Annotated in this window: 25 protein-coding genes and 1 tRNA gene; 11 read left to right on the forward strand and 15 right to left on the reverse strand. The window is 67.9% G+C overall.

Going from position 1 to position 26,872, the window contains the following annotated elements:
• A partial coding sequence (locus AC1DCJ_RS13755) for a hypothetical protein (protein ID WP_478071212.1) occupies positions 1–268 on the forward strand: 268 nt, incomplete at its 5' end.
• Positions 269–316: 48 nt separating this feature from the next.
• Here AC1DCJ_RS13755 and AC1DCJ_RS13760 read toward each other — a convergent pair.
• Positions 317–481 (reverse strand): hypothetical protein, encoded by a 165-nt coding sequence (locus tag AC1DCJ_RS13760; RefSeq protein ID WP_181393970.1) that lies wholly within the window; start codon positions 479–481, stop codon positions 317–319.
• Positions 482–617: 136 nt separating this feature from the next.
• The gene (locus AC1DCJ_RS13765) at positions 618–1,640 is read right to left on the reverse strand and encodes an NADP-dependent oxidoreductase (RefSeq protein WP_478071213.1); all 1,023 of its coding nucleotides are present in this window, start codon (positions 1,638–1,640) and stop codon (positions 618–620) included.
• Between the two features lie 217 nt (positions 1,641–1,857).
• Between AC1DCJ_RS13765 and AC1DCJ_RS13770 the strand changes: the two genes are divergently transcribed.
• Positions 1,858–2,253 (forward strand): hypothetical protein, encoded by a 396-nt coding sequence (locus tag AC1DCJ_RS13770; protein WP_448136205.1) that lies wholly within the window; start codon positions 1,858–1,860, stop codon positions 2,251–2,253.
• Between the two features lie 25 nt (positions 2,254–2,278).
• Here the strand turns inward: AC1DCJ_RS13770 and AC1DCJ_RS13775 are convergent, their stop codons facing one another.
• Both AC1DCJ_RS13775 and AC1DCJ_RS13780 read right to left on the reverse strand, forming a co-directional pair.
• Complete coding sequence (locus tag AC1DCJ_RS13775) at positions 2,279–3,010, reverse strand: hypothetical protein (protein WP_448136206.1); 732 nt, start codon at positions 3,008–3,010, stop codon at positions 2,279–2,281.
• A 46-nt stretch (positions 3,011–3,056) separates the two neighbouring features.
• On the reverse strand, positions 3,057–3,869 hold the full coding sequence (locus AC1DCJ_RS13780; protein WP_478071214.1) for an AraC family transcriptional regulator: 813 nt from the start codon (positions 3,867–3,869) through the stop codon (positions 3,057–3,059).
• A 73-nt stretch (positions 3,870–3,942) separates the two neighbouring features.
• Between AC1DCJ_RS13780 and AC1DCJ_RS13785 the strand changes: the two genes are divergently transcribed.
• From AC1DCJ_RS13785 to AC1DCJ_RS13800, 4 genes are all read left to right on the forward strand, one after another.
• Positions 3,943–5,118 carry a YbfB/YjiJ family MFS transporter gene (locus AC1DCJ_RS13785; protein ID WP_478071215.1) on the forward strand — a complete coding sequence of 392 codons (1,176 nt, stop codon included), beginning with the start codon at positions 3,943–3,945 and terminating at the stop codon, positions 5,116–5,118.
• Between the two features lie 196 nt (positions 5,119–5,314).
• Positions 5,315–5,390: transfer RNA gene (locus tag AC1DCJ_RS13790), tRNA-Phe, on the forward strand.
• Between the two features lie 91 nt (positions 5,391–5,481).
• Positions 5,482–5,781, forward strand: a complete 300-nt coding sequence (locus AC1DCJ_RS13795) for a hypothetical protein (protein ID WP_478071216.1) — start codon at positions 5,482–5,484, stop codon at positions 5,779–5,781.
• 205 nt (positions 5,782–5,986) lie between these two features.
• On the forward strand, positions 5,987–6,526 hold the full coding sequence (locus AC1DCJ_RS13800) for a lipocalin family protein (protein WP_137189988.1): 540 nt from the start codon (positions 5,987–5,989) through the stop codon (positions 6,524–6,526).
• 16 nt (positions 6,527–6,542) lie between these two features.
• Here AC1DCJ_RS13800 and AC1DCJ_RS13805 read toward each other — a convergent pair whose 3' ends face one another.
• The 5 genes from AC1DCJ_RS13805 to AC1DCJ_RS13825 all read right to left on the reverse strand — a co-directional run bounded on the left by AC1DCJ_RS13805 (position 6,543) and on the right by AC1DCJ_RS13825 (position 14,806).
• Positions 6,543–8,015, reverse strand: a complete 1,473-nt coding sequence (locus AC1DCJ_RS13805) for an amidohydrolase (protein ID WP_478071217.1) — start codon at positions 8,013–8,015, stop codon at positions 6,543–6,545.
• Complete coding sequence (locus AC1DCJ_RS13810) at positions 7,999–9,807, reverse strand: amidohydrolase family protein (protein ID WP_478071218.1); 1,809 nt, start codon at positions 9,805–9,807, stop codon at positions 7,999–8,001. Before AC1DCJ_RS13810 ends, AC1DCJ_RS13805 begins: the two co-directional genes overlap by 17 nt.
• Before the next feature lie 14 nt (positions 9,808–9,821).
• Complete coding sequence (locus AC1DCJ_RS13815) at positions 9,822–10,823, reverse strand: FecR family protein (protein WP_428711143.1); 1,002 nt, start codon at positions 10,821–10,823, stop codon at positions 9,822–9,824.
• Positions 10,807–11,391 (reverse strand): RNA polymerase sigma factor, encoded by a 585-nt coding sequence (locus tag AC1DCJ_RS13820; protein ID WP_038687339.1) that lies wholly within the window; start codon positions 11,389–11,391, stop codon positions 10,807–10,809. Before AC1DCJ_RS13820 ends, AC1DCJ_RS13815 begins: the two co-directional genes overlap by 17 nt.
• Positions 11,392–11,452: 61 nt before the next feature.
• Complete coding sequence (locus AC1DCJ_RS13825; protein WP_478071219.1) at positions 11,453–14,806, reverse strand: TonB-dependent receptor; 3,354 nt, start codon at positions 14,804–14,806, stop codon at positions 11,453–11,455.
• A 961-nt stretch (positions 14,807–15,767) separates the two neighbouring features.
• Between AC1DCJ_RS13825 and AC1DCJ_RS13830 the strand changes: the two genes are divergently transcribed.
• From AC1DCJ_RS13830 to dxs, 4 genes are all read left to right on the forward strand, one after another.
• The gene (locus tag AC1DCJ_RS13830) at positions 15,768–16,256 is read left to right on the forward strand and encodes an LEA/WHy family protein (protein WP_137191677.1); all 489 of its coding nucleotides are present in this window, start codon (positions 15,768–15,770) and stop codon (positions 16,254–16,256) included.
• A 45-nt stretch (positions 16,257–16,301) separates the two neighbouring features.
• Complete coding sequence (locus AC1DCJ_RS13835) at positions 16,302–18,095, forward strand: acyl-CoA dehydrogenase C-terminal domain-containing protein (protein WP_478071220.1); 1,794 nt, start codon at positions 16,302–16,304, stop codon at positions 18,093–18,095.
• Between the two features lie 394 nt (positions 18,096–18,489).
• A complete protein-coding gene (locus tag AC1DCJ_RS13840; RefSeq protein ID WP_038687333.1) occupies positions 18,490–19,149 on the forward strand; it encodes an HNH endonuclease in 660 nt (219 codons plus the stop codon).
• Positions 19,150–19,261: 112 nt separating this feature from the next.
• Positions 19,262–21,172: a 1-deoxy-D-xylulose-5-phosphate synthase gene (dxs, locus tag AC1DCJ_RS13845; RefSeq protein ID WP_137191679.1), complete on the forward strand. Its 1,911-nt coding sequence runs from the start codon at positions 19,262–19,264 to the stop codon at positions 21,170–21,172.
• A 315-nt stretch (positions 21,173–21,487) separates the two neighbouring features.
• Here the strand turns inward: dxs and AC1DCJ_RS13850 are convergent, their stop codons facing one another.
• The gene (locus tag AC1DCJ_RS13850; RefSeq protein ID WP_137191680.1) at positions 21,488–21,691 is read right to left on the reverse strand and encodes a hypothetical protein; all 204 of its coding nucleotides are present in this window, start codon (positions 21,689–21,691) and stop codon (positions 21,488–21,490) included.
• Positions 21,692–21,858: 167 nt separating this feature from the next.
• Positions 21,859–22,392, reverse strand: a complete 534-nt coding sequence (locus AC1DCJ_RS13855; RefSeq protein WP_478071221.1) for a DUF3011 domain-containing protein — start codon at positions 22,390–22,392, stop codon at positions 21,859–21,861.
• A 290-nt stretch (positions 22,393–22,682) separates the two neighbouring features.
• On the opposite strand from AC1DCJ_RS13855, the gene AC1DCJ_RS13860 reads away from it, so the two are divergent.
• On the forward strand, positions 22,683–23,126 hold the full coding sequence (locus tag AC1DCJ_RS13860; RefSeq protein ID WP_137191681.1) for a MarR family winged helix-turn-helix transcriptional regulator: 444 nt from the start codon (positions 22,683–22,685) through the stop codon (positions 23,124–23,126).
• A 23-nt stretch (positions 23,127–23,149) separates the two neighbouring features.
• Here the strand turns inward: AC1DCJ_RS13860 and AC1DCJ_RS13865 are convergent, their stop codons facing one another.
• The 4 genes from AC1DCJ_RS13865 to AC1DCJ_RS13880 all read right to left on the reverse strand — a co-directional run bounded on the left by AC1DCJ_RS13865 (position 23,150) and on the right by AC1DCJ_RS13880 (position 26,813).
• Complete coding sequence (locus AC1DCJ_RS13865) at positions 23,150–23,353, reverse strand: hypothetical protein (protein WP_137191682.1); 204 nt, start codon at positions 23,351–23,353, stop codon at positions 23,150–23,152.
• A 266-nt stretch (positions 23,354–23,619) separates the two neighbouring features.
• The gene (locus AC1DCJ_RS13870; RefSeq protein WP_478071222.1) at positions 23,620–24,672 is read right to left on the reverse strand and encodes a linear amide C-N hydrolase; all 1,053 of its coding nucleotides are present in this window, start codon (positions 24,670–24,672) and stop codon (positions 23,620–23,622) included.
• A gap of 114 nt (positions 24,673–24,786) precedes the next feature.
• Positions 24,787–26,142: a sensor histidine kinase gene (locus tag AC1DCJ_RS13875; RefSeq protein WP_137191684.1), complete on the reverse strand. Its 1,356-nt coding sequence runs from the start codon at positions 26,140–26,142 to the stop codon at positions 24,787–24,789.
• Complete coding sequence (locus AC1DCJ_RS13880; RefSeq protein WP_141059524.1) at positions 26,139–26,813, reverse strand: response regulator transcription factor; 675 nt, start codon at positions 26,811–26,813, stop codon at positions 26,139–26,141. The genes AC1DCJ_RS13875 and AC1DCJ_RS13880 overlap by 4 nt, the downstream gene beginning before the upstream one ends.
• Between the last annotated feature and the right edge of the window lie 59 nt (positions 26,814–26,872).

Here is a 26,872-nt window from a genome sequence, read left to right on the forward strand (position 1 = left end):
CGACAACAACCATCTCATCGGGCAGGCCGACCTCCCTTCGCTGGACACCGAAGGCCTGACGGCAGCCGAGGTGGAGTCGCTTCCTCCCCGGGACACACTGATCTACCTGTACACCATCTCCAGCAACACCATGACCCCCATCCAGGTCGCCGACACACTCTCTCGTCCATTCCATATCACAGGCGTCACCGACGGCCAGGTCGAGCTGCTGCACTACGTCACTTCGGAGATATTTGGCGCGCGGATTGTCCCGGTTCCCGCCCAGTGACCTCAGCAGCCGCGGGTCACTGGGCGTTGCAGCCCGTCTGCAACCCCGTCAATCGTCGCCCTGGTCCTTGCGCTCCGGACGCCGGGTTTCCGCGTCATGGATGGCCTGGTCGGTCTGGCCCGGGCGCTGTTTGGCCACTTCGTCCTGCTTGCGGTCCTGCTGGGCTTCCTTGGTGCCTTCCTGCTGGCCCTGCTGCTTGTCGTTGCTGGTCATGCTGGGTACTCGCTGTGGCTGTGTCACGGGGATGGCTGCCAGCCTAGCCAGCGCGGGGTGATGCGCCGGTCACGGACCCGTGTGGGCCATGGCAACGCCGCTGCGCTCGAACGCACCTGCCCGCGCACCGCACCGCTCAGTCCAGCTTGACCACCAGCTTGCCGAAGTTGCGCCCCTTGAGCAGGCCGAAAAATGCCTCCGGTGCCTGCGCCAGGCCCTCGACGATGTCTTCGCGGTACTGCACCTTGCCCTCCTGCAACCACCGCGCCATGTCCGTCAGGAACGCCGGGAACAGCGCGTGGAAATCGGACTGGATGAAGCCGCGCACGGTGAGCCGCTGGCGCAGCACCTGGCTCATGAAGCCCGGCAGTCGGTCCGGCCCTGGCAGCACCGCGCCACGCGCGTTGTAGGTGGCGATGGTGCCGCACACCGGAATGCGCGCGAAGTCGTTGAGCAGCGGCACCACCGCCTCGAAGACGTGGCCGCCGACATTCTCGAAGTACACGTCGATGCCATTGGGCACCGCCGCGCGCAGTCGGGCGGCGAAGTCGTCGGCACGATGGTCCAGGGCCACGTCGAACCCCAGCGTTTCCAGATAGCGGCGCTTCTGCTCGCCACCGGCAATGCCCACCGTGCGCGCGCCCTGCAGCTTGGCGATCTGCCCCACCGTGGCGCCGACCGGGCCGCTGGCGGCGGCCACCACCAGCGTCTCGCCGGGCTGCAGCCTGCCGATCTCCTGCAGGCCGGCATACGCGGTAAAACCGGGCATGCCATACACACCTAACGCGGTACTGACCGGCAAGCCGGTGTCGCCCAGTGTGCGGGTGATGCTGTCTCCGTCCACCACCGCGTGGGTCTGCCAGTTGCCCGTGGCCACGACCTGCGCGCCGACCGCAATGCGCGGATCGTTGGACGCAATCACATCCGACACCGTGCGCCCTTCCATCACCGCATCCACGGCCACCGGCGCGGCATACGAGGCGCCCTCCTCCATGCGACCGCGCATGTACGGATCCAGCGACAGCCAGCGGTTGTGCAGCAGCACCTGGCCCGGACCCGGCGTCGGCACGGCGGCCTGCTCCAGGCGGAAGTTGGCGGCAACCGGTTCGCCCTGCGGGCGTGAGGCCAGGACCACGCGGGTGTTGGTGATGTCGTTCATCGATGGGCAACTCCATGACAGTGTGTGCTCACGGTAGTCGTTGGCGAGGTGCCTGGGGTGGGGGTAAAACAGCGTTCCATCCGTGCGCTGGCCGCGCGGCACCGCCAGCCCCTGCCCCGCCTGCATCGGCAGTACCGATGCGACACCAGCATTCCACTGGCCGCCGCCTGCCAGCCTGCCATGGCCACCGGGATGCCGCGTGGCGCATCATGGCGCGATGATCGCCCTCGTCCACCACGTTCGCGCCAACGCCGCGCGCTATCTGCTGCTGTTGATGTCGGCCACCACCGCGCTTGGTCTGGGCCTGTGGGTGGTGCTGGCCACCGAGCCGGGCTGCCTGGCCGCGCAGGGCCATTGGTCGGGCAGTGGCCTGTGCCATACGCGGCTGTGCCTGTTGCAGGGTGACTGCGGGGAGATGGCCACGCCGGCGATCGGTTGCGCACACGTCCGGCCCGGCGACTCCCGCGGCAAGGTGTACTTCCACCTGGGCGACCCGCTGCCCGGTGCCCCGGCACTGGCGCACTGGCAGGCGTTCAAGGAAGGCGACGGCATCATCGAAGCGCGCTTCGACGGTGATCGGCTGGTCAGCCTGGCCTGCCCGCTGGCGAAGTAGCCGACGCGCGCACCCGACACCGGGCTCAGCCGTCCAACCGCACCGCCTCACGCAGTTCGAACGGTGCCTCGCATTGCGTACAGCGTGAGCTGCCGAACAGCAACCGCAGCGTGTCGACGAATCCGTCGCGGTGCGCGCGTGCCATCTCCAGCAGCCAGCGCTCCGACTCGGAGGCCGGATCACCGGCCGCCGCTTCGATCACCGCCGTACGCACCGCCCCGCCCCCTATCCATTCCTCGTGCGTGACGAAGGCCGGCGGCGGGTCGATGACGATGTACAGATCGGTTTGGCAGGCCGGGCACACGCCCGACAGTTCGCCTTCCAGCACCCCGGCCAACGCGCGCGACCAGACCCGTTCCCCACCGAACGCCAGGTGGGCTTGCAGCAGGTGCAGGAACGACGCGTCGGGCAGGTCGTCCTGGGCAACCTCGCGCAGGGTCTGTGCGGTGCAGTGCTGCAGCAGCGGCAGCAGCTGCGGATGGCCCGGCACCTGCACCGGCGCGCTGTCGGCATGGCTGACAATGGCGCCGGCCAGCACCAACGGCTCGATCCGCTGCGCCGGCACCGCGTTCAGCGCGGCACGCAGCAGATAGGGAAGCGCCTGCAGGCTGGCCGAGTACACCGTGGACTGGTGGCACAGGTGTGACCACAGCACATCCCAGTCCACCTCGCCGGTGCCCGCATCCAGGTCCTCCAGCATCGCGCCCACGGTGGCGGCGCTGCCGTAGGCATCGTCCAGTGCGTTCCAATCGGGCATTGCCGTGCTCCAGCGTGTGCAGGGGTAGCCCGACAGTGTGCGACGGTCAGCGTGTTCGCCGCCACTGCAATGGGCTGATCCCCATTTCCACCCGGAACATGTAGTTGAACGCGGACGCCGATGCATAGCCCAGTTCGTGCGCGATCACGGTGGGCGAACGCCCCTGCGCCAGCCATTCGATCGCACGCAGCAGGCGCAACCGCGTACGCCACGCGCGCAGGGTCATGCCGGTCTCACGCTCGAAGTGCCGCGCCAACGTGCGCGTCGATGCACCCAGCCGGTTGGCCCAGTACGCCATGTCGCGCTCGTCGCCGGGGTGGTCGTGCAGGGTCTGGCACCAGCGCTGCAGGCGTGCATCCTGTGGCCACGGCAGGTGCAGCAGGTGGCGCGGCTGGCGGCGCAGCTGGGTGGTGATCAGGCGGCACAGTGTGAGGTAGTAGTCCGGATCGTGGTCGGCGGTGGTGCGGTCCAGTTCCACGATCAGTTCGCGCAGCAGTGCGGACACCTCCAGCACCACGCAATGGTCGGGCATGCCCAGCGCCGCGTCGTCGGCCACATAGAGGTTGCGGAAGGCCGCCGCGCCCAGGGCGCCGGTGTGGTGCAGCGTGCCGGTTGGGACCCACAGGGCCTGCTGCGGGGTGATCACATGGCGCGCGTGCGCCGCACTGACCTGCAGCACGCCGTCGGTGGCGAACACCAGCTGGTTCCAGGCATGCGCGTGCGGTGGAAAGCGCTCGCCGGCGGCCAGCTGCTGGCTGCGCGCGACCACCGGCCACGGCAGCTGCCGCAACGCCGGCACCGGTACTTCGCGCCAGGGCGGCACCTGTGTGGACGGCCGGGATTGTCGCTTGGTCGACATGATGGGTCATTCTATCGAAAGACAGTCAGGCCCCGTGCACTGAGGATGGGCCAACCCCCTTCTGCCTGCCGCCATGTCCGTCCTCCCCTCTGCTGCGCCCGCACGCCGCCCCTGGCAGGTCATCGGCGCCGGCATCTGCGCGCTGGTGCTTACCGTGGGCCTGGCCCGCTTCGCCTATACCCCGCTGCTGCCGCTGATGCGGGTGGACGCCGGGCTGAGCGCTGCCCAAGGCGGCTGGCTGGCCACGTTCAACTACCTGGGCTACCTGCTGGGCACGCTGCTGGTGGCGCGGGTGGGCGACATGCGGCAGAAGTTCCACTTCTACCGGGTCGGCCTGGTGCTGGCCGTGCTGGCCACCGGGCTGATGGGGCTCACCACTACGCCCTGGCTATGGAGCCTGCTGCGCTTCGTGGCGGGCCTGTCCAGCACGGCCGGGCTGCTGCTGGCCTCGGGACTGGTGCTGAACTGGTTGCTGGCACAGGGCCTGCGCCCGCGGCTGGGCCTGCATTTTGCCGGGCTGGGGCTGGGCATCGCGGTGTCCGGGCTGGCCACCGCTGCGCTGGCCGGGCATGCCAGTTCCAGTGGCCAATGGATCTGGCTGGCCGCCTTGGGATTGCTGTTCCTGGTGCCGGCCTGGGCGTGGATGCCTGCGCCGGCGGCGGCATCTGCCCAGGCCACGGGCACCGCGCCCACCCCGCCCGGCCGTCGCTGGCGCTACCTGCTGGTCGCCGCCTACTTCTGCGCCGGCTTCGGCTTCGTGGTCAGCGCCACCTTCATCGTGGCCATCCTGGAACAGACCGCCGTGTTTGACGGCCATGGCAGCGCGGTCTGGGTGCTGGTCGGGCTGGCCGCCGTGCCCTCCACCTTCGGCTGGGACCGGCTGGCGGCGCGGCTGGGGCTGATCCGTGCGCTGATGCTGGCCTTCGCGCTGCAGGCCGTCTCCTTCGTGCTGCCGCTGCTGGACGACGGGCTGCTGGCCGGGCTGGGCAGCGCCGTGCTGTTCGGCCTCACCTTCGCCGGCATCGTCAGCCTCACCCTCACCGTGGTCGGCCGCCATTACCCGCGCAACCCCGCCAAGGCGATGGCCAACCTGACGCTGAGTTACGGCGTGGCGCAGATCCTGGCCCCGGCGCTGGCCGGCACCCTCGCCCGCGACAGTGGCTCCTACCAGGCATCGCTGCTGCTGGCTGCGGTGATCATGGCCATCGGCATCGTGCTGCTGTGGTGCATGCCCGACGACACGCACTGAGCGCAGCGCGCGAGGTGCGGACTGAACCGATGTTCATGCGCACGGCAACCGCGTACGGGCACGCCGGATCAAGCACTTGCAGGCCTTCGCGCGAGGCCTGGCAACAAATGTGAAATTTTTTTCGCGAAACGCTTGCCGAACCCTGCATACCTCCGTATTATTCGCGTCCTCGCCAGCGGCAACGCAGCGATGAAGTGGCCGAGTAGCTCAGTTGGTAGAGCAGGGGATTGAAAATCCCCGTGTCGGCGGTTCGATTCCGTCCTCGGCCACCATGATTCAAAGAAGAGCTCGCAGAAATGCGGGCTCTTTTTCTTTGTGCGGTTGTACGGAATCTGCACGGATCCCTTTCCTGCGAGGACGCAGATGCACGCGCGCGACTGGATGATCGAACTGAGGACGCACCTGCACGATGCCGGCTGGACCGTAAGCAACACGGCCGCGCTGTTCGAGATCGTCCGCAAGGAGATCGAGTGGGACCTGGTGCATGCGTGGTCGGCGAAAACGGACACGCTGGTGTTCTGGCTGCCGTCGCACCCGGGCGACGTGAATACAGTGGCAGACCTTCATTACGTCACCCGCGCGAGCGACGGCGCGCGCCTGGACTTCCGATCGGATGAGGTGCGCTGGCAGGCAACCATGAAGGCCTTCGTCCGCAGCCTCTAGACCGCACTGCGCGGAACTCAAACGCAACGTGTCGGAAGCGATGCCCGCGTTGCGCGTATCACCGCCAGCCCAATGGGGCCGATACGTCCTCCTGGCCGTCGCGTCTCTCAAGGCGCTGTTCTGGCCGCGCCCGCAAATGACAGAAACTTCACACCTCACCCCTGCCCTGCCCCTAAGCTCGGGCGACCGTTCCGGAGTGCCGTCGATGCGCATCATCAGCCCGTGTCTTGCCCTGTTTCTCCTGTCTGCAGCCACATCGCTGTGGGCGGCCGAACCCGTGCGCTCGGTGCCCGCCCTGGACATGGGCCGGTACGCGGGCCAGTGGCATGAGATCGCGCATCTGCCGGTGTCGTTCCAGAAGAAGTGCGTGGGCGACATCACCGCCACCTACGCGCTGCGCGGCGACGGCCGCATCAGCGTGCACAACGCGTGCCGCACCGCCGATGGCGAGCGCATCGCCGCCGAAGGCGTGGCACGCCCGGTGGAGGGCGCGCCGGGCCAGCTGCAGGTGCGCTTCGTCCCCGACTGGCTGGCGTGGGTGCCGCTGGTGTGGGCCGACTACTGGGTGATCGCACTGGATCCGGACTACCAGTGGGCACTGGTGGGCGACCCCGACCGCAAATACCTGTGGATCCTGTCGCGCTCGCCGCGCATGGACGCCACGCAGTTCGACAGCATCAAGGCCAAGGCCGAAGCCATGGGCTACGACCTGGCCCCGCTGAAAGTGATGGCGCCGCTCGATTGAGCGGCGCCGTGCCTGCCTAGTCCTTCGCGCGCACGCGGTAATCCAGCGGCGGTGCGGTGCGATCCAGCAGCGGCACATAACGGAACTGCGCGCCCCGCCGCTGTGCGAATTCGTTCTTCGCCGCCGTCACGGTCTGTGGCGACTGCAACAACGCCACCGTGGTCAGCGCCAGCACCTTCGCCGCGGTAAGCGCCCCCTTGGTGCCGATCGGCGCTCCCGAGGCCGCCACCGCCTGCCAGCTGTGCGCTGGCGTACCAGGCACCCAGGTGGCGGTGCTGAGCCCAACAGTGGGTACGTTCCAGCTCACATCGCCCACATCGGTGGATGCGCCCCCGGCCTGATCGTCGCGATACGGCTCCAGCGTGGCCGCAGCGGCCAAGGCAGGACGTTGCTTCAGGGTCTGCTGCAGCTGGGTGGCGAACGCGGTGTCGGCCGCGTCATACACCACGCCGCCCACCTGCTGCAGCGAGGCCTGCATGACGCGGCCCAGCGCATCGTTGGGCAGCAGCGAGTACACCCCGCCGGTAGGTTCGAACACCACCTCGGTGCCGGTGCCCATCGCCGCACCGCGCGCGGCCAGCTGCAGGCGGTCGATCACATCGCGCACCACGGCCGGGTCGACGTGGCGCACGTAGTAGTACGCTTCGGCGGCATCGGGCACCACGTTCGGCGCGGCGCCGCCGTTGCTGATCACGTAATGGATGCGGGTGCCGTCGGGCACGTGCTCGCGCATCATGTTGGCCATGTGGTTGAGCGCTTCCACGCCATCCAGCGCCGAGCGCCCGCGATCCGGGGCCAGCGCCGCGTGCGCGGCGATGCCCTTGAAGCGGAACTTGCCACTGATGTTGGCCAGGCTGGTGCCCTGTGCGGCGGAGTTGGCCGCCGCCGGGTGCCAATGCAGCGCAACGTCCACGTCGTTGAACAGGCCGGCGCGGGTCATGTAGACCTTGCCGCTGCCGCCCTCCTCGGCCGGCGTGCCATACACGCGCACTTCGCCGTCGTGGCCACTGGCCGCGAGCCACTGCGCCACGGCCTGCGCGGCGCCCACCACCGCGGCGCCGAACAGGTTGTGGCCACAGGCCTGGCCCGCGTCCTGGCCGGGAATGGGGCTGCGGCTGGGCAACGCCGCCTGCGACATGCCGGGCAAGGCATCCATCTCGGCCAGCAGCGCRATCACCGGTCCGTTGCCGCGCTTGCCGTAGCGGGCCACGAACGCGGTAGGCATGCCCGCCACGCCGGCCTCGATACGGAAACCGGCCTTGCGCAGCTCGTCCTGCAGCAGTGCCGATGACCGGGTTTCCAGGTAGCCCAGTTCCGGCTGTGCCCACAGCTGCTGGCCCACCTCGGCCTGCCGCGTGGCGTAGGCATCCACCGCCGCCAGCACGTCACGGGAGGCATCGGCGGCCCCTGCAGGCAGGCCCACGATGCAGGCCAGCACTGCCAGCGCAACCCGTGCACGACGCCGCACCACGTCAGTAGAACCGGACATTGTCGATCTCGAACCAGATCTTCGCGCCCGCGTCGCCGGTGCCGGTGAACACCAGCTGCTGCACGTCATCGCCGCGCCAGACGGGCAACGGCCCCTTGGCGCGGTGCGGCCGCTGGCCCTGCAGCGCATGGAACGGGATCTCCACGGTCTGCCAGCTGCCATTGGTCGTTACCGGCGCGGCCCAGCGGCGGCCCTGCAGACCGCGCGCTTCCAGGCGCAACGTGGCATCGCCGCGCACATCCACGCGCACGCCCTTCCAGCCGCGCAGCTCGGCCGGGGCCACCGAGCCGCGCGTCAGCGGCAGGATCACGCCCGCGTAGGCGTCGTCCTTGCTCGACAGCCGGGCCTGCATCGACAGCGCCTTGCCGCCGCCATCGCGATCGATCACGTCGGTGACCTGCACGGTACGGTCGTTGCCACCGTCGGCATCGTCATTGCGCAGGGTGTCCAGCGCGGTGCGCTGGTCGGCACGCTCGAAGTCATCCACCAGCGCGCCAATGCGCAGCGGCGGCAGCGACGCGGCGCGGTTGCCCGCCGGCAGCTGCACGCCCTTGCCCACCACCTGGCGCCCGGCCACGTAGACCTGCTGGGTGTTGCGGATGTCGCCAATGCGCTCCCACGGCTTGCCCGTGACCAGCAGCAGGTCGGCGCGCTTGCCGACCTCGATGCTGCCGCGGTCGTCCAGGGCCAGCGCTTCCGCACTGGCGCGGGTGCCGGCCAGCAGGGCCTCGGTCGGGGTAAGCCCGGCCTGCACGAACAGTTCCAGCTCGCGCAGAGTGGACGCGCCGTGCGGGGTGCCGGTCATGCCGGCATCGGTGCCCAGCACGATCGGAATGCCGGCATCGTGCAGGGTTTTGACGTTGCGCAGTGCATTGGCGAAGTTCGCCTCGCGCTGGCGGTAGGCCTCGGTGCCGGCGCGGGCCTTGCCGCTGCCATCCACGCGCTCGGGCAGGTACACCGCCAGCGACGGCGAGTAACGGGTGCCGTGCTGCTTCATCAGGGCAATCAGCTCGGCGTCGGCCGGGCCGTCCTGCACGCTGTGCGCCAGTGCATCCACCCCGGCACGCGCGGCGGTCTTGCCACGCTTGACCATCACCGTGTGGGTGAACACGCGCAACTGCTGGCGGTGCGCCTCCTCCACGAGGGCGGCCAGGGTTTCTTCGTCCATGCTGCTGTTGTCGGCCGCGTTGGAGTAACGCCAGCCGTCGGTGAACGCCTTGATGAAGTCCGGCTTGTAGGCCGCCACTTGTTTCACCGCCGCGGTGGCCGCTTCGGGCGAGTTGACCCAGCGGGTGGTGTTCTCATCCCCCCAGTCGGCGCCGTGACCCAGCGGCGTGCTCATGCGCGCGGCGAACTTCACATCCGGCGCGGCGATGCTCTGCAGCCATGCGCGCCGCGGCGCATAGGCCTCCGGTGGCTGGTGGAAATCGCTCACGGTGGTCACGCCCGCAGCCAGGTAGCGGTTGGCGATCTGCGGCAGCGTCGCCGGCTCGGCGTTCGGGGTCCAGTGGGTGTGCAGGTCGAACAGGCCCGGCAGCAGCGCCTGGCCCCGCGCATCCACCTGGCGGGTATGCGCCGGTGCCTTCAGATCGGTGCCGATCGCCGCAATGCGACCGTCCTGCACCAGGACACTGGCCGCATAGGGCGCACGCCCGGTGGCGTCGAAGACTATCGCGTTGCGGATCAGCACGTCGTTGTCGGCGGCACTGGCCACCACGCAGGCCTGGCCACTGGCCAGCAACAGGGCGGTCAGCAGCGCCAGCGGGCGCGCACGCGAAACAGTGGCAGTCATTCGGGCATCCCGGTTCATTGCAGTGAGCGCGGCGCGCTGTGGAAGGCGTTGTGCGGCGTGCGCAGCCAGACATCGTTACCCTGCTGGTCCACCTCCAGGCCCAGGCTGAGCGCGACGCTGCGCGCAAAGCCGAGCGGATCGTTGGCCGAGTACAGGCCGACGATGCGACGGCTGCCGACCAGCGGGTCGTCGATCATGATGCGCACGTCGCTGTAGCGCAGGAACTGCGCAGCGGCCACCGACAGCGTGTCGCCGTTGAAGGACAGCATGCCCTCGCGCCACGCCAGCTGCTGGTCCAGGTCATCATGGGCAACGCTCTCGATGCGGATGCCATGGGTGCGGTTGGCCAGTGCACGGTAGTTGGCCTGCAGCCGGGTGGGGGCCACCGCGCCGGTGGCCGTGGCGACATCGACGATGCCCTCGCGCACCAGCACTTCCACCCCGTGCGTGCGTTGTTCGTTGAGGCTCACCGAGAAGCTGGTGCCCACCGCGGTCACCGCGGTATCGCGCGCGGTCACCACGAACGGGCGGGCCCGGTTTTTGGCCACGTCGAACAGGGCTTCGCCGCGCAGCAGGGTGATCTCGCGCCGCGTCCCGGTGTAGTGCACACGCACCGCCGCGCCCGAATCCAGGGTCACCGCCGAGCCATCGGCCAACGGCACCCGCAGAATCTCGCCCTTGCGGGTGACGTGGTAGTCCCCGGCATCGCTGTGCTCGTGCACGCCCAGCGCCAGCAGGCACAACGTGGCCGCCAGGCCCATGGCCCATTGCAGCCGCGGCCGTGGGCCGCTTGAGCGGGTGTGTGGCACGCGCTCGGCACTGCCCAACGCGCGCGCGCGTCCGGTTCGCGCGTACACCGCGTGGGCGCGTGCGTAGGCGCCGAAATGGCGGCGGTCGGCGGCCAGCCAGAGGTCACGCTCGGCCACCTCGTCCGGGGCCAGCGCACCGCGATCCTCGCGCGCCACCCACTGCGCGGCCTGGTCATCGATCGGGTTGGTGTCAACGGCGCCGTGCATGAACTGCCTCCGTGCTGTCCGGTTTCCCTGTGGACCCTGCATCACCCGCTTCCTGTTTCATCGATTCCATCAACAACCGAATACCCTTGCACACGTGCTTTTCCACCGTGTTCTCGCTGATCTGCATGCGCTCGGCGATCTCGCGCTGCGAGAATCCCTCGACCCGTCGCAGGATGAAGGCCTGGCGGCATTTGTCCGGCAACTGCGCGATCAGCGCGGTGACTTTGTTGAGTTCCTGGCGCGAAGACGCCAGCCGTTCCGGTGAGGCGTCCTCACCGGTGATCGGCAGCCGGTCGAACTCGGCCACCATTTCAATCGATACCACCTGGGCGCGGCGCACCTGCTGCAGTACCACCGATTGCGCCACCTGGTAGACGTAGGCGCGCGGTTGCCGCACGTGCGATACGTCGGCCATCGCCGCCAGGATCGCGTAGGTTTCCTGCACCACATCGTCCACGTCCTGCGCATGCGCCATGCGCCGCCGCAGCCAGTCGCGCAGGCCCCGCTCGCACGGCAGGACATGCTCGGCCAACCACAACGCACGCTCTGCTGCCAATGTTGCGCCCATTTGAACTCCTGCTGCGCTGCCCGGCAGTGGCCGGGCAGCGATGTAAGGAACTACCTGCGGATCAGAACGCCTTGGTCACGCTGGCATACCAGTAGCGCGGGTACGCCTGGTATACCGCCGAGGAGTAACCATAACTGTCATCGGAGACCGGCGGCCGCTTGTCGGCGATATTGTTGGCCCCCAGCTTGACCGATACCCCGTTGAACAGGCCCTCGCGGTTGAAGTCGTACTTGACGTAGGCGTTGGCCAGCGTCTGCGACTTCACCGTCCACGGCGTGCCATCGGCCACGGTCAGGCTGGTTTCGTGGTAGCTGCTGGCATAGCGCGCGCTCGCCCCGAAGCTGAGGTTCTGGTAGCGCCAGGTGAGCGTGCCGCTCCACTTCCACTGCGGGTTGCCGCCGTCACCGATCAGGTCGCCGCCGCCGGTGATCGCGATCGACGGATCGACCAGGCCGGTCGCCTTGGCGTCTTCCAAGGCCTGCAGCGCCGGCGAGCGGTCGCGGTAGAACTCGATCAGGCGGGTGCCGTTGATGCCCACGTCAAACCGGCCGATGCGGGTGTCCGGCGAGCTCCAGGCAGCGCTGTAGTCCACGCCGCGCACGGTCTGCGGCTGCATGTTGACGTACTGGTCGGTGACATACAGCACCTTGCCGGCAGCATCCAGGCCGGTACCGGCGAAGCGCGCGATGTCATCGGCGGTGGGGGCGGCGCGGACCACGTTCGGATTGCTGCTGCCCTGCTGGCGCAGCAGATAGTCCAGGATCAGCCCGTTGCCCTCGCCGAACAGGCCGATGATGCCTTCCTGTTCGTACTTGTAGTAGTCCACCGCGAAGGTGAAACGACCGAAGTCTTCGGGAATGAACTGCGGCTGGAACACGATGCCGGCGCTGGTGTTGGTCGAGGTTTCCGGCTTGAGGTCCGGGTTGCCCGAGCGCCGCGCGGTGGTGGACGAACGGTAGGTGCTGCCACAGGCATTGATCGAGGCCAGTGCGCCGGAGCGCACGTCGGCTTCGCACTGGATGTAGTCGGTGCGCGTGTTGGAGCGGCTGACCACGGTGGCGTTGACCTGCTCCAGGTTCGGCGCACGGAAGCCCTTGGCCCACGACGCGCGCACGGTAAGCCCGTCGATCACGGTCCAGCCCAGGGCCAGCTTGGGCTTGGTGACGCTGCCGAAATCGCTGTAGTGCTCGGCACGCCCGGCCACCTGCAGGTCCAGTGCACGCACCAGCGGAATGGACATCTCACGCGACACCAGCGGTACCGAGAACTCGGCGAACAGGCCGGCCACGGTGCGCGACCCTTCGGTGTCCGGGGTCGGGCTCACCCCGTACATGTCGCTGGGGTAGCTGACGCCGGTGATGCTGTCGGTATAGGTAATGCTGCCGTCCACGCGCGCGTCGCGGTCGTCGCGCTGGGTTTCGCGGCGCACTTCCAGACCGGTGGCCATGCCCACGTCACCGGCCCAGGTGCGGAACAGGTCCGGGCGCGAGGCCTTCAGGTCCCACAGGTACAGCTCGGTTTCGCTGGTGCGGGTGGCCTTGTAGAAGAACCGGTCCAGCTTGCCGTAGTCGTTGCAGCCGCCGCAGAACGGGTTGTAGGCGGCCGAAGTGGCATCGGTCAGCGCCTGCTGGAACAGGGTCATGCTGACCGCGTCCTGGGTATCGACCACCTTGGCCTTGGAATACAGCGCCGCGGTTTCCCAGTCGAAGCCGAAGTGGACGCCGCGCAGGCCGCCCAGCGCACGCACCTGGGTGTTCTTGACGTCGATCTGGGTGGGCCGCTCGAAGCGGTAGCTGCTGATACTGACCGGAATGCCGCCGGCGGCCACGTTGAGGTTGGCCAGCCGGTTGGGGTTGGCGCTGCCGTCGGGCAGCGTGGTGGCGCCAAACGGGTTCCAGTAGTTGCTGGCCGCCACGGTCATCGGCAGTGCGGCAATGGTGTTCACGCCGGACTGCAGGCTGCGGGCCTTGGACTGATACCAGCCGGCTTCGCCGAAGGCGGTGATGCCGTTCTCGAAGTCATGCTTGCCGGTCAGGAACAGGTTGACGCGGTGCACGTCGGGGGTGATCGACAGCGGGAACTGGGCCTGCTGGTTGTCCAGCAGGTTGCGGTCGGCACCGGCGGTGGCCTTGCTGCCGGACTGCACGCACAGGCCATCGGCCACGGTGGCGTTGCAGCCGTCGTTGGTGAGCGGCTGCACGTGGAACGCGCCCGCGGCGGTGGTGAGGAAGGTGCTGCCCTGGCGCACGCGCGGGCCGATCGCGGTGAAGTTGCCCCACGGGCTGTTGCTGTTGCGGTTGTCGGTGCCGCTCAGCCCTTCGAACGCGGTGCCGACGAAGTCCGGGGCGCGGTCGGCGCTGCGGGTCCAGTCCTGGTCGAGCGAGTTCAGACCGGTGGTGGCGTAGTAGTTGAAGGCCAAGGTGACGTTGCTGCGCAGGTCCTGCGAGTTCTTGCCGACCAGGCCGTTGATGCCGATGTCACGCAGGTTGGTGCCTTCGCCGATGCCGCGCTGGACGCTGATGGTGCCGCCGTCGACATCGTCGCGCAGGACGTTGTTGACCACGCCGGCGACGGCGTCGGTGCCGTAGATGGCGGCCGCGCCGTCAAGCAGCACTTCGACCCGACGCAGGTTGGCGACCGGGACGGTATTGGCGTTGTAGGTGAGCACGGGGACGAGGTTGCCGTCGGCCTGGCTGGTGGGATGCACGACGGTGCGGCGGCCGTTGATGAGCAGCAGGGTGTTGCCGACGCCGAGCCCGCGCAGGTTGACCGAGGCGATGTCGCCGCGCGCATAGTTGGAACTGTTGCCGCCGTTGGTGCCGCTGAAGGAGACGTCGCCCATCTGTGGGATGGCGCGGTAGAGCTCGTCGCCGGAGACCGCGCCGGTGGCTTCGATCTGTTCGGCCTGCAGGGTGGCGACGGGCAGCAGGGCGGCGCTTTTGGCGCCCTTGATCTGGGTGCCGACGACGGTGACCGAGTCGAGCGTGACCGGGGCGCTGCGTGCGGCGTCGAGCGGCGCGGGCTCGGGGGCGACAGTGGTGGCCGAAGATTGGGCGGCGAGCAGTGCGGTGCCGCCCAGCGAGGCGAGCAGCGGGCGATCGGCGCGCAATGTAATGGTACGGCCATCATCGGAGGCGACACTGAGCCCGGTGCCGGCGAGCAGCTGTGTCAGGGCTTGGCGGGCGTCCATCTGGCCTTTGAGGGCGGAGACGGCGATGCCGCCTTCGCCTGCGGCGGGGCTGATGATCTGGATGCCGGCCTGGCGCGCAAACTCGGGCAGTGCTTCTTCGATACGCCCCCCGGCGATATCAAAACTGGCCTGCTGGGCCAGGGCGGGCGTGACCATGCCCAGCACCGACACCATCAGGCCTCCGCGGATGGCGCGGGCCAACGGCTGCAACTTGTACGAACGCATGGATACTTCCCCGTGAAAGTGAACATGAGCGGCGATGTTTCGTACCCCCCTGAACAATCCAGATGCACCGGCGTGCGTGTTCCGCCACTGCGCCCGGTGATTGGCCGCGCTTTTGTTCCGGTCTGACTTTACGGGGTTGGGGGTCGTTTTATTTATTAGAAGCTTTTAAGAGCTTTTAAGAGCTCTTAAGAGCCACAGCCAGAGCCGGAGCGAGAGCCGGAGCTTTGGTGTGCGTGTTGCGCTGGCTAGGCCGGGGCGTGTGGGTGCGCGGGACACGCTGCAAGTACGTCCATGTAAGCTCCGCCACCGCATCCATGCGGTGGAGGGTCCCGCACACCCACCCGCCCCGACCCCCGACAGTGAACGGGTGCGCAGGGGAAAAGCGCTGGCCTTTTTGAGGCTGTGTGCTGACGGTGGGAGGGCCGAGGGAGGGATCGAGGTGGGAGGTGGGTATGGGGTATGGGGTATGGGGTATGGGGTATGGGGTATGGGGTATGGGGTATGGGGTTGGGGTTGGGGTTGGGGTTGGGGTTGGCGTAGGTGCCGAGCAACGCTCGGCACTACCCCCTCCTCCCCCCCGACCCACTGCTCTTGCTCTCACCTACGCGCCGACCATGGCTGGAAGGATGGGCGTGGGTGGGTTGGCGGGACCGTAGAGCGCCATGGATGGCGCGAACGAGCTTACATGGGTGAAGGCGCATTGCTTGCGAGGCACTGCCTCGCATGCGACTGAACGCACAGCCGCCAGCGGCTGGGCCGGGCCGCGGAGCGGGACTTGCAGCGTGTCCCGCCAACCCACCCACGCCCGCCCCCCACCAAGCCGACGCTCTGGCTCTGGCTCTGGCTTCGGCTTCGAAACAAAAACCCCCTACCCTGCACCCACCAAAACCCAAAGCCAGCACAACCACCATACGCCGTAGTATGCTTTGGCCCACGCGGCACCTGCTCGAGGATTGCGCCCATGTACCACCGCTTCCGTACCGCCCTGCTTGTCGCACTTGTCGCCGGCAGCACCCTGGCCCTTGCCGCCTGCAACAGTGGCGTGGTCAAGCGCGTCTCGCCCCCCGGTGCCAGCGTCCAGCAGCTCACCGTGCGCGCCGACGGCGGGTGGGATGTTGCCCTGCGCCTGCAGAATTTCAGCTCCATGCCCATGGTCTTCAATGACCTCAGCCTGGCGCTCAAGGTCGGCGATGAAGACGCCGGCACCCTCACCGCCAAACCGGCCGTGTCCATCGGCGGCGTCTCCGCCGAAGTCGTCACCCTCCAGCTCCAGCCTGCCTCCGGCGCCCGCCTGGTCGTCGCCGACGCCCTTGCCGGCAACCGCACCCTCGCCTACTCGCTCAAGGGCACGGTCAGCGCCACCCCGCAGGAAAAGAAACAGCGCAGCTTCGATGTCGACAGCCGCAGCACCCTCAACCAGGCCCCCGGCCTGCCCGGCGTGCTGCGCTGACCCGCGCACCGCCCGCCTCCCTTTGCACCTGATCGAGACCTGACGATGAGCAGCTACACCGCACCGCTTTCCGATATCCGTTTCGCCCTGCATGACGTGCTCAAGGTCGAACCCCTGTTCGCCCGCCTCGGCTTCACCGACGCCACCTCCGACGTGGTGGACGCCGTGCTCGAGGAAGCCGGCCGCTTCAGCACCACCGTGCTGGCGCCGCTCAACAGCGTGGGTGACGAAATCGGCTGCGTGCTCGACCAGGCCACCGGCGAGGTCACCACCCCGCCCGGCTTCAAGCAGGCATACGCGCAGTTCGTCGACGGCGGCTGGACCGGCCTCACCGCAGCACCGGAACTGGGAGGCCAGGGCCTGCCGCACACCCTCGGCGTGCCGCTCAACGAAATGATCAACGCCGCCAACCTGGCCTGGGGCAACTTCCCGCTGCTCTCGCACGGCGCCATCGAAGCGCTCAAGCAGCACGGTGAAGCGTGGCAGCAGGAGGCCTTCCTGAAGCCGCTGATCGAAGGCCGCTGGACCGGCACCATGTGCCTGACCGAACCGCATTGCGGCACTGACCTGGGCCTGCTCAAGACCAAGGCCGAACCCAATGCCGATGGCAGCTACGCCATCACCGGCACCAAGATTTTCATCACCGCCGGCGAGCACGACCTCACCGACAACATCGTGCACCTGGTGCTGGCCAAGCTGCCCGACGCCCCGGCCGGTGCCAAGGGCATCTCGCTGTTTGTCACCCCCAAGTTCAAGGTGGACCGCGAGGGCAAGGTCGGCGAGCGCAATGCGCTGCGCTGCGGCTCGATCGAACACAAGATGGGCATCAAGGGCTCGGTCACCTGCGTGATGAACTTCGACGGCGCCGAAGGCTATCTGGTCGGCCAGCCGCACAAGGGCCTGCAGGCAATGTTCACCATGATGAACACCGCGCGCCTGGGCGTTGGCCTGCAGGGTATCGGCCTGTCCGAGCGTGCGTACCAGAACGCACTGAAGTACGCCCGCGAGCGCCTGCAGTCGCGCTCGCTGAGCGGCCCGAAGAATCCCGAGAAGCCGGCTGACCCGATCCTGGTCCACCCGGACGTGCGCCGCATGCTGCTGACCATCAAGTCGCTGGTCGAAGGCAGCCGCCTGCTGGCCCTGCACGCGGCCACCCTGGTCGACGTGGCCCACCATGCCGACGATGCCGGCGAGCGCGAGCGCGCCGACACCCTGGTGAGCTTCCTGACCCCGATCTCCAAGGCCTGCCAGACCGAATGGGGCATCGAGAACACCTACAACGCCCTGCAGTGCTTCGGTGGCCACGGCTACATCCGCGAGCACGGCATGGAACAGCTGGCCCGCGACGCGCGCATCACCACGCTGTATGAAGGCACCACCGGCATCCAGGCGCTGGACCTGATCGGGCGCAAGACCGCCTCCAGCCAGGGCGCCGGGCTGAAGCTGATGCTGGCCGAGATCGAGGCGTTCGCCAAGGCCAATGAAGGCAACGAAGCGCTCGCCGAGTTCATTGGCCCGCTGCGCGAAAAGGCCGCCGAATGGGGCACGCTCACGATGGCCACCCTGCAGCGCGCGGCCGGCAATCCCGAGGAACTGGGCGCGGCCAGCTTCGACTACCTGTTCTATTCGGGCTACGTGGTGCTGGCCTACTGGTGGGCACGCAGCGTTGCCGCCGCCGACGCCTCCGCGCAGAGCGAGGCGTTCAAGCAGGCCAAGCGCGAAACCGCCCGGTTCTACTTCGCCCGCGTGCTGCCGCGCACGCTCAGCCACGCCGCCGCGATCCAGAGCGGCGCCGCGCCGCTGATGGCGATGGCGGATGCGCATTTCGGGGAAGGTTGATTGGTGACCGGGCCACCGACCAACGGTCGGTGGCTGCCAGGGATGTGGATCAATCGAGTGTGGATGGTGCCTGGGGGATCGGCATGCAGTGGCCGCGGATGAAAGGCCTGCCCGGGTAGGTGCCGACCGTTGATCGGCACATCGGCGGCCACGGCGGTGCCACGCCCGGAAGCCAACCGACCAGCGGTCGGGTGCTACCCGGAACGAACCTGGGGCCAACCGACCAACGGTCGGTTGCTACCCGGAACGAACTTGGGGCCAACCGACCAACGGTCGGTTGCTACCCGGAACGAACTTGGGGCCAACCGACCAACGGTCGGTTGCTACCCGGAACGAACCTTTGGTTCGTTCCTATACACAAAACGTCAACATTCCGGTATAAGCTGTTTTCCCGATGGAGACAGACACTACACGCCTAGGTCTGATCGATACCGGAGCCTCGTCCGCCCCGGTCGACGAAGTGTCGCCCATCGCCACCCTGCACCGGCCCGGCAGCGTCCGCCTGCTCTCGCTGGATGCGCACGGGCGGGTCCTGGACTGGATCAACTGGCAGGATGCGGCCTGCCTGTATGCGCGTGATGCCGTCGCCTGGACCCTGGGCGACCCCTGCCTGCACATCCATGGCGGTACCAGTCGCTTGACCGGCATCCAGAGCGGCATGGACCTGCACCCGATCATCGCCGCACGTGGCCACGCCCGTTCGCGCGCGCTGGATCCCACCCCGAACCTGTCCAACCAAGCGCTGTTCGCCCGCGACGCGCACCTGTGCCTGTACTGCGGCCAACAGTTCAACCGCCCGCAATTGACCCGCGACCACGTCATGCCGATCTCCAAGGGCGGCCTGGACGTGTGGGAAAACGTGGTCAGCGCCTGTTTCCACTGCAACTCGCGCAAGAGCGACCGCACCCCGCAACAGGCCGGCATGCCGCTGCTGGCCGTGCCGTACCGGCCCAGCTGGATCGAACACATGATCCTGTCCAACCGCAACATCCTGGCCGACCAGATGGCCTTCCTGAAGGCGCAGCTGCCCAAACGCTCCAAACTGGCGGCCTGACCTGCGACCAACTGACGCAGGCCCCGTCACCGTTTGGTCACTCCGAAGGCGGTTTGCTTGCCCCACCCCGGTTTGGGGGGGAAAATAGGCGCTCAGAAGAAGCGCGATAAACATGATCGATTCCGCCCGCTATCCCCGCCTGTCGCGCATCCAGTCACCGGATGACCTGCGCAGGTTCGATGAATCCGAACTGCCCGCCATCGCCGACGAACTGCGTGCCTACCTGATCGAATCGGTCGGCAAGAGCGGCGGCCACTTCGGCGCCGGGCTGGGCGTGATCGAATTGACCGTGGCCCTGCACTACCTGTACCAGACCCCGGTGGACCAGCTGGTCTGGGACGTGGGGCATCAGACCTACCCGCACAAGATCCTGACCGGTCGCCGCGACGCGATCCACACCGTCAAGCAGAAGGACGGCGTGGCGCCGTTCCCCAAGCGCGAAGAGAGCGAGTTCGACACCTTCGGCGTGGGCCACTCTTCGACCTCGATCTCCGCCGCGCTCGGCATGGCCATCGCGCGCCAGCTGGAAGGCGACGATCGCAAGGTGGTCGCGGTGATCGGCGACGGCGCGATGACCGCCGGCATGGCCTACGAGGCGCTCAACCATGCCGGTGGCATGGACAGCGAACCGAACCTGCTGGTGATCCTCAACGACAACAACATGTCGATCTCCGAGGCCGTTGGCGGGCTGACCAAGATGCTCGGCCGCGCCACCGGCAGCCGCACGCTCAACGCGCTGCGCGAGGGCGGCAAGAAGATCCTGGGCGACAAGAAAAACAACCCCACCGCGCGCTTCGTCAAGCGCTGGGAAGAACACTGGAAGGGCATGTTCGTGCCGTCCACGTTCTTCGAGGAAATGGGCTTCCATTACACCGGCCCCATCGATGGCCACGACCTGCCGGCACTGGTAGCCACGTTGAAGACGCTCAAGGGCCTCAAGGGCCTGAAGCTGCTCCACGTGATGACCACCAAGGGCAAGGGCTACGAGCGTGCCGAAGGCGACCAGATCGGCTACCACGCCGTCGGGCCGTTCGATCCGGACAAGGGCCTGGTGTCCAAGGGCGCCGCCAAGAAGCCGACCTACACCGATGTGTTCAGCGACTGGCTGTGCGACGCCGCGGCCGCCGAACCCAAGCTGGTGGGCATCACCCCGGCCATGCGCGAAGGCTCGGGCCTGGTCCGTTTCAGCAAGGAATACCCGGAGCGCTACTTCGACGTGGCCATCGCCGAACAGCACGCGGTGACCTTGGCTGCGGGCATGGCCACGCAGGGCGCCAAGCCGGTGGTGGCGATCTACTCCACGTTCCTGCAGCGCGCGTACGACCAGCTGGTGCACGACGTGGCCGTGCAGGAGCTGGACGTGCTGTTTGCAATCGACCGTGCCGGCGTCGTGGGCCCCGATGGCGCCACCCATGCCGGCAACCTGGACCTGAGCTTCCTGCGCTGCGTACCGCACATGGTGGTGATGGCACCTGCCGACGAAGCCGAATGCCGGCAGATGCTGAGCACCGGCCTGGCGTTCGACGGCCCGGCTGCGGTGCGCTACCCGCGCGGCAGCGGCACCGGCGTGGACGCCGGCACCGATCTGTCCACGCTGGAGATCGGCAAGGCCGACCTGCGCGTACAGGGCAGCCGCGTGGCCCTGCTGGCGTTCGGCAGCACCGTGCCGGCCGCCGAAGCGGTGGGCCGTGCGCTGGGCTTGAGCGTGGTCAACATGCGCTTCATCAAGCCACTCGACCGCGCCCTGCTGCTGGAACTGGCACGCACCCACGACGGCTTCGTCACCATTGAAGACAACGTGGTGGCCGGTGGCGCCGGCTCGGGCGTGGCCGAACTGTTCAATGCCGAAGACGTGCTCAAGTCGATCCTGCACCTGGGCCTGCCCGACAGCTTCCAGCACCACGCCAGCCGCGAAGACCTGCTGGCCGAAGCCGGCATCGATGCCGCCGGCATCCGGGCGGCGGTGCTCAAGCGCTGGCCGCAGCTGGCCAGCGACGGGCATCCGCTCAGCGCAGCGGGTTGAGGTTGCGTCTCGTAGAGCCGGGCTCTGCCCGGCTGTTTCCTGACGTCTCGCGATGGTTTTACGCGTAAAGCAGCCGACCAACGGTCGGCTCTACCGGCCAAAGCGGGGATGGTTTTACGCGCAAGGCAGCCGACCAAGGGTCGGTAGGCGTGTCGTAGAGCCGGGCTCTGCCCGGCTGGGTGTTTCCCGACGTCACGGGATGGTTTTACGCGCAAGGCAGCCGACCGATGGTCGGGCTGTGACCGGAAAACAAACGGGCCGCGTCATGTCGACGCGGCCCGTTTGTTTTTCGGTTATCGGTGTGCCCTGCCGGGTTCAGCCGTAACGCACGGCCTCCACGTATGCCCCGCTGGCTTCCACCCGCACCGAACTGCGTCGGCCGGTCTCGGTGTGGTGCAGGCGCGCCAGCGCATCGGCGAAATCAAAGGCCTTGGCGCTGTCGTGGAAACGGAACGATTCCAGCTTGTCCGGGTGCAGCACGCGCCACAGGCGGTGCTCCAGTTGCAGGCGGATCAACATGCGGTGCTCTCTCCATGAGTCGGCATATCGGGCAGGTCCCGCCGCACGACCGTGCGGGGGACCTGTGAGCGGGTGAAGCCGGGGCTTCCCGCCCCGGACAGTAACCAATCGGAACTGTGATCTGTATCAGATTTTTCTGATTCACCAGCCCAATGATGGTTGCGAGCTCAATTCACCTGGAATTCGCCACGGCAACCGCCATCCACCCAGACGCCGGTGCGGTCCCAGCCCCAGGTCCGCCCTTCCACGCAGGCCGTGCGCGAGGTCTGGCGGATCAGCCGCGCCTCGCGGCGTACATTGGCCACACAGCGCTGGCGGCGATGGTCATTGGAATCGCAGGTCAGGACCTGGCCGCGCCCGCCATTGTTGTGGCCCCAGCCGCCGCCGCCATTCCAGCGGCCGCCACGGCCCGCTTCGGCGATGAACTCGGCGCGGCACCCCTGGGTCACCCACACCCCGTCCCGGGCCTGGCCCCAGGTCTGGCCTTCCACGCAGGGCGAACCGGAAATCTGGCGGACCAGGCGTGCACGCCCCTGCAACGGGCACTGCTGGGTGCGGCCCTTGATCGATTCGCAGCGCACCGGCCCGCTGTTGTAGCCATCGTCGCGATAGCGATCGTAGTTCTGCGCCTGGGCGGTGGTGCCCAGCGCCAGCATCGCGGGCAGCAGCGCCCACAACCACGCCTGCTTTCCGTGCTTCATCCCATTGCTCCTCATGCCTTGCCTCGAAACTGTGTGTGGTGGTGGCGCACAGGATGTGGCAAACCCAACACGGGCAACATAGGCCGGAAGTCCCCGATTTCATGCCCTATTTAGGAACCCGACGGCCGGCTGACCGGACGGCGCCAGCGCGGTCACATTGGGTCGACCCTGCAACAGACACGGCGGGGTATTGCGGGCGGAGCGCGTAGGTGGGCCGCCCCAACGGGCTTAAGCATAGGATCCTATTACCCTTATCATAGGCGCCTATGTAACTCCCTGCAGGTGAACCCATGTCCCGGCCCGCACCCGATCCCAGCAACGTCCCGTCGTTCCTGATCAAGCAGGTGGCACGCGAACTCAGCCGTCTGACCGAAACCCAGTTGCGTCCGCTGGGGCTGGGCATGGCCAGCCTGCCGGTGCTCGAGGCGGTGCGCCAGGGCAAGGCGACCACCCAGGCCGAACTGGCCCGCCTGCTGCGCGTGGAGCAGCCCTCGATGGCGCAGACCCTGGCGCGGCTGGAGCGTGACCTGTTGATCCGACGGTCGCCGGATCCGCAGCGTCCGCGCGCCCAGCGCATTGAACTCACGGCACTGGCGCTACAACGGTTGCCGCAGGCCCGCGAGATCCTCAACGAAGGCAATACGCGCATGCTGGGCGGCTTCAGCGTGGACGAAACCATGCGGCTGACCAGCTTCCTGCAGCGGCTCAGCGCCAACCTCGACCGCACCGGCTGACCGCCCGCGGCACACGCCGGTCCTTAGCCGTAGCGCACCGCGTCAACGAAGGCGTCCATCGCCACCACCCGCACCGCACAGGCCTTGCCCGTCTCGGCGTGACGCTCGCGCGCCAGGGTGTCGGCGAAGTCGAAGGCCACCGCCCCGTCATCAAAGCTGACCGGGTCCGGGCGGGTCGGGTGGATCACGTGCCAGCGGTGGTCCTGGCATTGCACCTTGATCATCATGCTGATCGCTCCTGCGGGGGCATCCATGCGGAGTGGCACTACGGTGCGCCGCATGGGGCGCTGACCGCGTGGGGACAGGCAAGTGAGGCATCCCTCCCTCGATCAGCACGATACGGCCCCAGGACGGTGCCGGGATATCGGATTAGTCTGAATTTAGGCGGCGACCGACCTGACGGCACGCATTTCCCTGATGGCAGGGTCGGCCGATGCCACCTGCCAGCAGGGTGCGACGGCAGGCGCCCCGCCTACGCGGCCCGCGCCCCGAATCAGTCGCCCGTGCCCAGGAACGCGAACGGCGCCGACGGCTGGAACTGCCCCAGCGCATCGCCGGCGAACACATTGCGCTGGTCGCGGCCGAGGTCCAGTTTGAGCACCTGCGCGCCCACGGCGAAATCGACCTTGTTGAGGTCCACCCAGAACGTGTTGGGGGTCAGGGCCGATTCGAAGAAATACAGCCGGCGCTTGTGGTCGGCCACGGTGCGCCACCGCGTGGAGGAAATATTGGGCTGGTCCGGAGTGGTGATGCCGTAGGGCACCGACACGTTGCGGATCACGCTGAACACGCTGGCCAGCGCCACCACCGGATCTTCGCTCTTGGGAATGGCGTTGATGTAGAACGACGCCCGCGCGAAACGGTCGGCCGAGCGGTTGGTACCGGGCAGCATCACGGTGCCGCCGATCTGCTGCCAATAGGTGTTGAGCGCCAGCTGCTGGTTGAATACCGGCGAATTGGTCATGACCTGGTAGGCGCGGTCATGGTGGATCACCTGCTTGCCGCCGATGTATTCCACGATCGCACTGTCGCCGCTGGCATCGGACAGCGCCAGGTGCAGCGTGGCCTGCCGCGATTCGCCCGGCAGGTCATCGGTGACCAGCGCATACGGCTCGCGCTCCAGCGCGGCCACCGCTTCGGCCACCGTGGCGAAGTTGTCGAGCATGTACTGCGCCCACAGCGAGATCGCCAGGCCGGGTTTGCGCCCGCGTTGTGCCGGGTACTCCGATTCCACCAGCCACAGCAGGTTGGCCGACAGCCCCGCTTCGTTGAGCCCATCGGTGGTGGAGATGTCGAACCCACTGGCCACCACGCTGCCGTACTTGGCCTTCCAATGGATCGAATCCTTGCCGGCCTGGCCGTTGCGCGCGATGCCACGTGGCAACACCCACAGGTTGGTGGCGATGTCGCTCTGCCAATCCATCGAACGGGCGGTGATGACGTCCTGGTTCTCGCCCAGATAGACCACCCGGGTGCAGGCGCTGGCCGGGGCCACCGCACCGACGACCGCCATCGCAAGCAACACCGCGTACGCAAACGCCTTCATGGCATCTCTCCCTGCAGGATGTTGGGCAACCACGCCACTTGCATGCCGACGCGGAATGGCCCGATCACACCGGACCCTGGGTGATGGAAGGGTGAACCGTCCGGCCGCGCCCGATCAGCCCGGCACGATACCCGGCCGGTCCACCGCCAGTGCCACCACGAACCGCGCCCCGCCGCCGGCGGCGCTTTCCGCAGCGATGCTGCCACCGTGGCGCAGCATGATTTCGCGCGCCAGGTACAAGCCAAGCCCGCTGCCACTGCCGCTGGGGCGCAGCCGGTGGAAGGGCTCGAAGATCGCCTGGCGCTCCTGCTCCGGCACGCCGGAGCCTTCATCGCTTACCGCCAGCACGCCATCGGGCTGCAACGCCACGGCAATCAGGCCGTGGTCGCCGCCGTGGGCGATCGCGTTCTGCAACAGGCTGGCCACCACCCGGTGCAGCGCATCCGGATCGCCACGCACCCAGACCGGCGCATCGGGCGCATCCACGGCGAAGGTATACCCGGCATCGAGCACCAGCGGCGCGACGTCGCCGGCCACCTCGCGGGTCAGCGCGGCCAGGTCCACGCGCTGCGACTGGCTGCGGTGATGGTCAAGCCGCTGCAGGTCGAGCAGCTGCTCGGCGATGTTGCTCAGCCGGCCCAGGTCGCGCTGCAGGCGCGAGCGCGCCGGGCCGGATGGCAGGTCGGCGATGCGCGTGGCCAGAATCGCGATCGGCATGCGCAGTTCGTGTGCCGCGCCCACCAGGAAGCGGTCCTGCGCATCGTAGCTTTCGCCGATGCGGCGCACCGCCGCGTTGAACGCATCCACCAGCGGGAAGATCTCGGCGGGCACGGCGTGCGTGTCCAGGCCACCGCCGCGTTCGTTGATCTGGATTGCCGCCGCCTGCGCGGCCACCCGGTTCACCCCGCGCAGCGAGCGGTGGATCGCCCACGGCGCCACCACCAGGGTGATCACGATCAACGGCACGGTGATCCAGCCACCGAGGTAGCCGATCACCACCAGCATCTGCCGCCACAGGCCACGGTGCGGCATGCCGCCGATCATCACGTGCACGCGCCCCTCCGGCGTGTCGTTCACCCAGATGCGCATGGCCAGTTCGGCCGCCCGCGTGCGGGTGCGTACGTCGGTCGGCTCCAGGTAGCGCAGCTGGGCCACCAGCGGGCGGTACATCTCCGGCACCGTGCCGTGGGTGACCTGGCGGCCGTCTTCATCGGTGGCCGCGAACCAGAACGTGGACGGGCGATCCTGCGCGGCCTGGTCCAGCGCGCGCCAGTCCACGTGCAGTGCATCGTCCCGCACATGGATCGACTTGGCGATCGACTCGCTCATCTTCCAGTCGATGTAACCGGCGCCGCTGTCGCCGTACATCAGCACCATGCCAATCAGGCCCATCGCCACCATAGTCACCTGGATCAGGATGATCTTCCAGGCCAGGCTGAAAGACAGCGAGCCGGGTTTGAGGAATTTCATGCGACGTCCTTCAACAGATAGCCGATGCCGCGCATCACGTGGATCTCCACCCGCGCATCGGCCTCGGCCAATGCCTTGCGCAGCTTGGACACGTGCGCGTCCAGTGCGTTGGACTGGATCGCATCGTCGAAGCCATACACCGCCTCCAGCAACGCCGCGCGCGCCACGGTACGGCCCTGGCGCACCGCCAAGGCTTCCAGCACCAGCAACTGCCGGCGCGGCAGCGCCAGCAGCACACCGTCGACGCTGGCTTCGCGCGCGACGAAATCAAACTGCAGCCGCCCCAGCAGCAGCACCGGCAGGGCGATCTGCGAGGGCCGCCGCGAGATCGCGCGGATGCGTGCCAGCAGTTCTTCCACCGCGAACGGCTTGGTCAGGTAATCGTCGGCGCCGACGTCCAGGCCGAGCACCCGGTCGGCCACCGAATCGCGCGCGGTGAGCATGATCACCGGCAGGTTGGGCACCAGGCTGCGGGCCACCCGCACGAAATTGGCCCCGTCGCCGTCGGGCAACTGCCGATCCAGCAGCAGGATCTGGTGCACGCCGGCTTTGAGCGCCTCGCCGGCCTGGGCCATGCTGACCACCACGTCCACCACCATGCCGTGCCGGCCCAGGCTGGCCTGGATGGCATTGGCCAGTTCCGGATCATCTTCGAGCAGCAGGATGCGCATGGGTGGGGACACAGGGGACGACGGCTGCCGATGGTACCGCGCGGCCCGGCGCAACGTTC

This window comes from Stenotrophomonas sp. 10N36 (genome assembly GCF_056395005.1).

Bases quoted from the DNA above. Each gene is read 5' to 3' on its own strand.
- AC1DCJ_RS13760 (WP_181393970.1), bottom strand. From the start codon at position 481: ATGACCAGCAACGACAAGCAGCAGGGCCAGCAGGAAGGCACCAAGGAA.
- AC1DCJ_RS13765 (WP_478071213.1), bottom strand. From the start codon at position 1,640: ATGAACGACATCACCAACACCCGCGTGGTCCTGGCCTCACGCCCGCAG.
- AC1DCJ_RS13770 (WP_448136205.1), top strand. From the start codon at position 1,858: ATGATCGCCCTCGTCCACCACGTTCGCGCCAACGCCGCGCGCTATCTG.
- AC1DCJ_RS13775 (WP_448136206.1), bottom strand. From the start codon at position 3,010: ATGCCCGATTGGAACGCACTGGACGATGCCTACGGCAGCGCCGCCACC.
- AC1DCJ_RS13780 (WP_478071214.1), bottom strand. From the start codon at position 3,869: ATGTCGACCAAGCGACAATCCCGGCCGTCCACACAGGTGCCGCCCTGG.
- AC1DCJ_RS13785 (WP_478071215.1), top strand. From the start codon at position 3,943: ATGTCCGTCCTCCCCTCTGCTGCGCCCGCACGCCGCCCCTGGCAGGTC.
- AC1DCJ_RS13795 (WP_478071216.1), top strand. From the start codon at position 5,482: ATGCACGCGCGCGACTGGATGATCGAACTGAGGACGCACCTGCACGAT.
- AC1DCJ_RS13800 (WP_137189988.1), top strand. From the start codon at position 5,987: ATGCGCATCATCAGCCCGTGTCTTGCCCTGTTTCTCCTGTCTGCAGCC.
- AC1DCJ_RS13810 (WP_478071218.1), bottom strand. From the start codon at position 9,807: ATGACTGCCACTGTTTCGCGTGCGCGCCCGCTGGCGCTGCTGACCGCC.
- AC1DCJ_RS13815 (WP_428711143.1), bottom strand. From the start codon at position 10,823: ATGCACGGCGCCGTTGACACCAACCCGATCGATGACCAGGCCGCGCAG.
- AC1DCJ_RS13820 (WP_038687339.1), bottom strand. From the start codon at position 11,391: ATGGGCGCAACATTGGCAGCAGAGCGTGCGTTGTGGTTGGCCGAGCAT.
- AC1DCJ_RS13825 (WP_478071219.1), bottom strand. From the start codon at position 14,806: ATGCGTTCGTACAAGTTGCAGCCGTTGGCCCGCGCCATCCGCGGAGGC.
- AC1DCJ_RS13830 (WP_137191677.1), top strand. From the start codon at position 15,768: ATGTACCACCGCTTCCGTACCGCCCTGCTTGTCGCACTTGTCGCCGGC.
- AC1DCJ_RS13835 (WP_478071220.1), top strand. From the start codon at position 16,302: ATGAGCAGCTACACCGCACCGCTTTCCGATATCCGTTTCGCCCTGCAT.
- AC1DCJ_RS13840 (WP_038687333.1), top strand. From the start codon at position 18,490: ATGGAGACAGACACTACACGCCTAGGTCTGATCGATACCGGAGCCTCG.
- dxs (WP_137191679.1), top strand. From the start codon at position 19,262: ATGATCGATTCCGCCCGCTATCCCCGCCTGTCGCGCATCCAGTCACCG.
- AC1DCJ_RS13850 (WP_137191680.1), bottom strand. From the start codon at position 21,691: ATGTTGATCCGCCTGCAACTGGAGCACCGCCTGTGGCGCGTGCTGCAC.
- AC1DCJ_RS13855 (WP_478071221.1), bottom strand. From the start codon at position 22,392: ATGAAGCACGGAAAGCAGGCGTGGTTGTGGGCGCTGCTGCCCGCGATG.
- AC1DCJ_RS13860 (WP_137191681.1), top strand. From the start codon at position 22,683: ATGTCCCGGCCCGCACCCGATCCCAGCAACGTCCCGTCGTTCCTGATC.
- AC1DCJ_RS13865 (WP_137191682.1), bottom strand. From the start codon at position 23,353: ATGATGATCAAGGTGCAATGCCAGGACCACCGCTGGCACGTGATCCAC.
- AC1DCJ_RS13870 (WP_478071222.1), bottom strand. From the start codon at position 24,672: ATGAAGGCGTTTGCGTACGCGGTGTTGCTTGCGATGGCGGTCGTCGGT.
- AC1DCJ_RS13875 (WP_137191684.1), bottom strand. From the start codon at position 26,142: ATGAAATTCCTCAAACCCGGCTCGCTGTCTTTCAGCCTGGCCTGGAAG.
- AC1DCJ_RS13880 (WP_141059524.1), bottom strand. From the start codon at position 26,813: ATGCGCATCCTGCTGCTCGAAGATGATCCGGAACTGGCCAATGCCATC.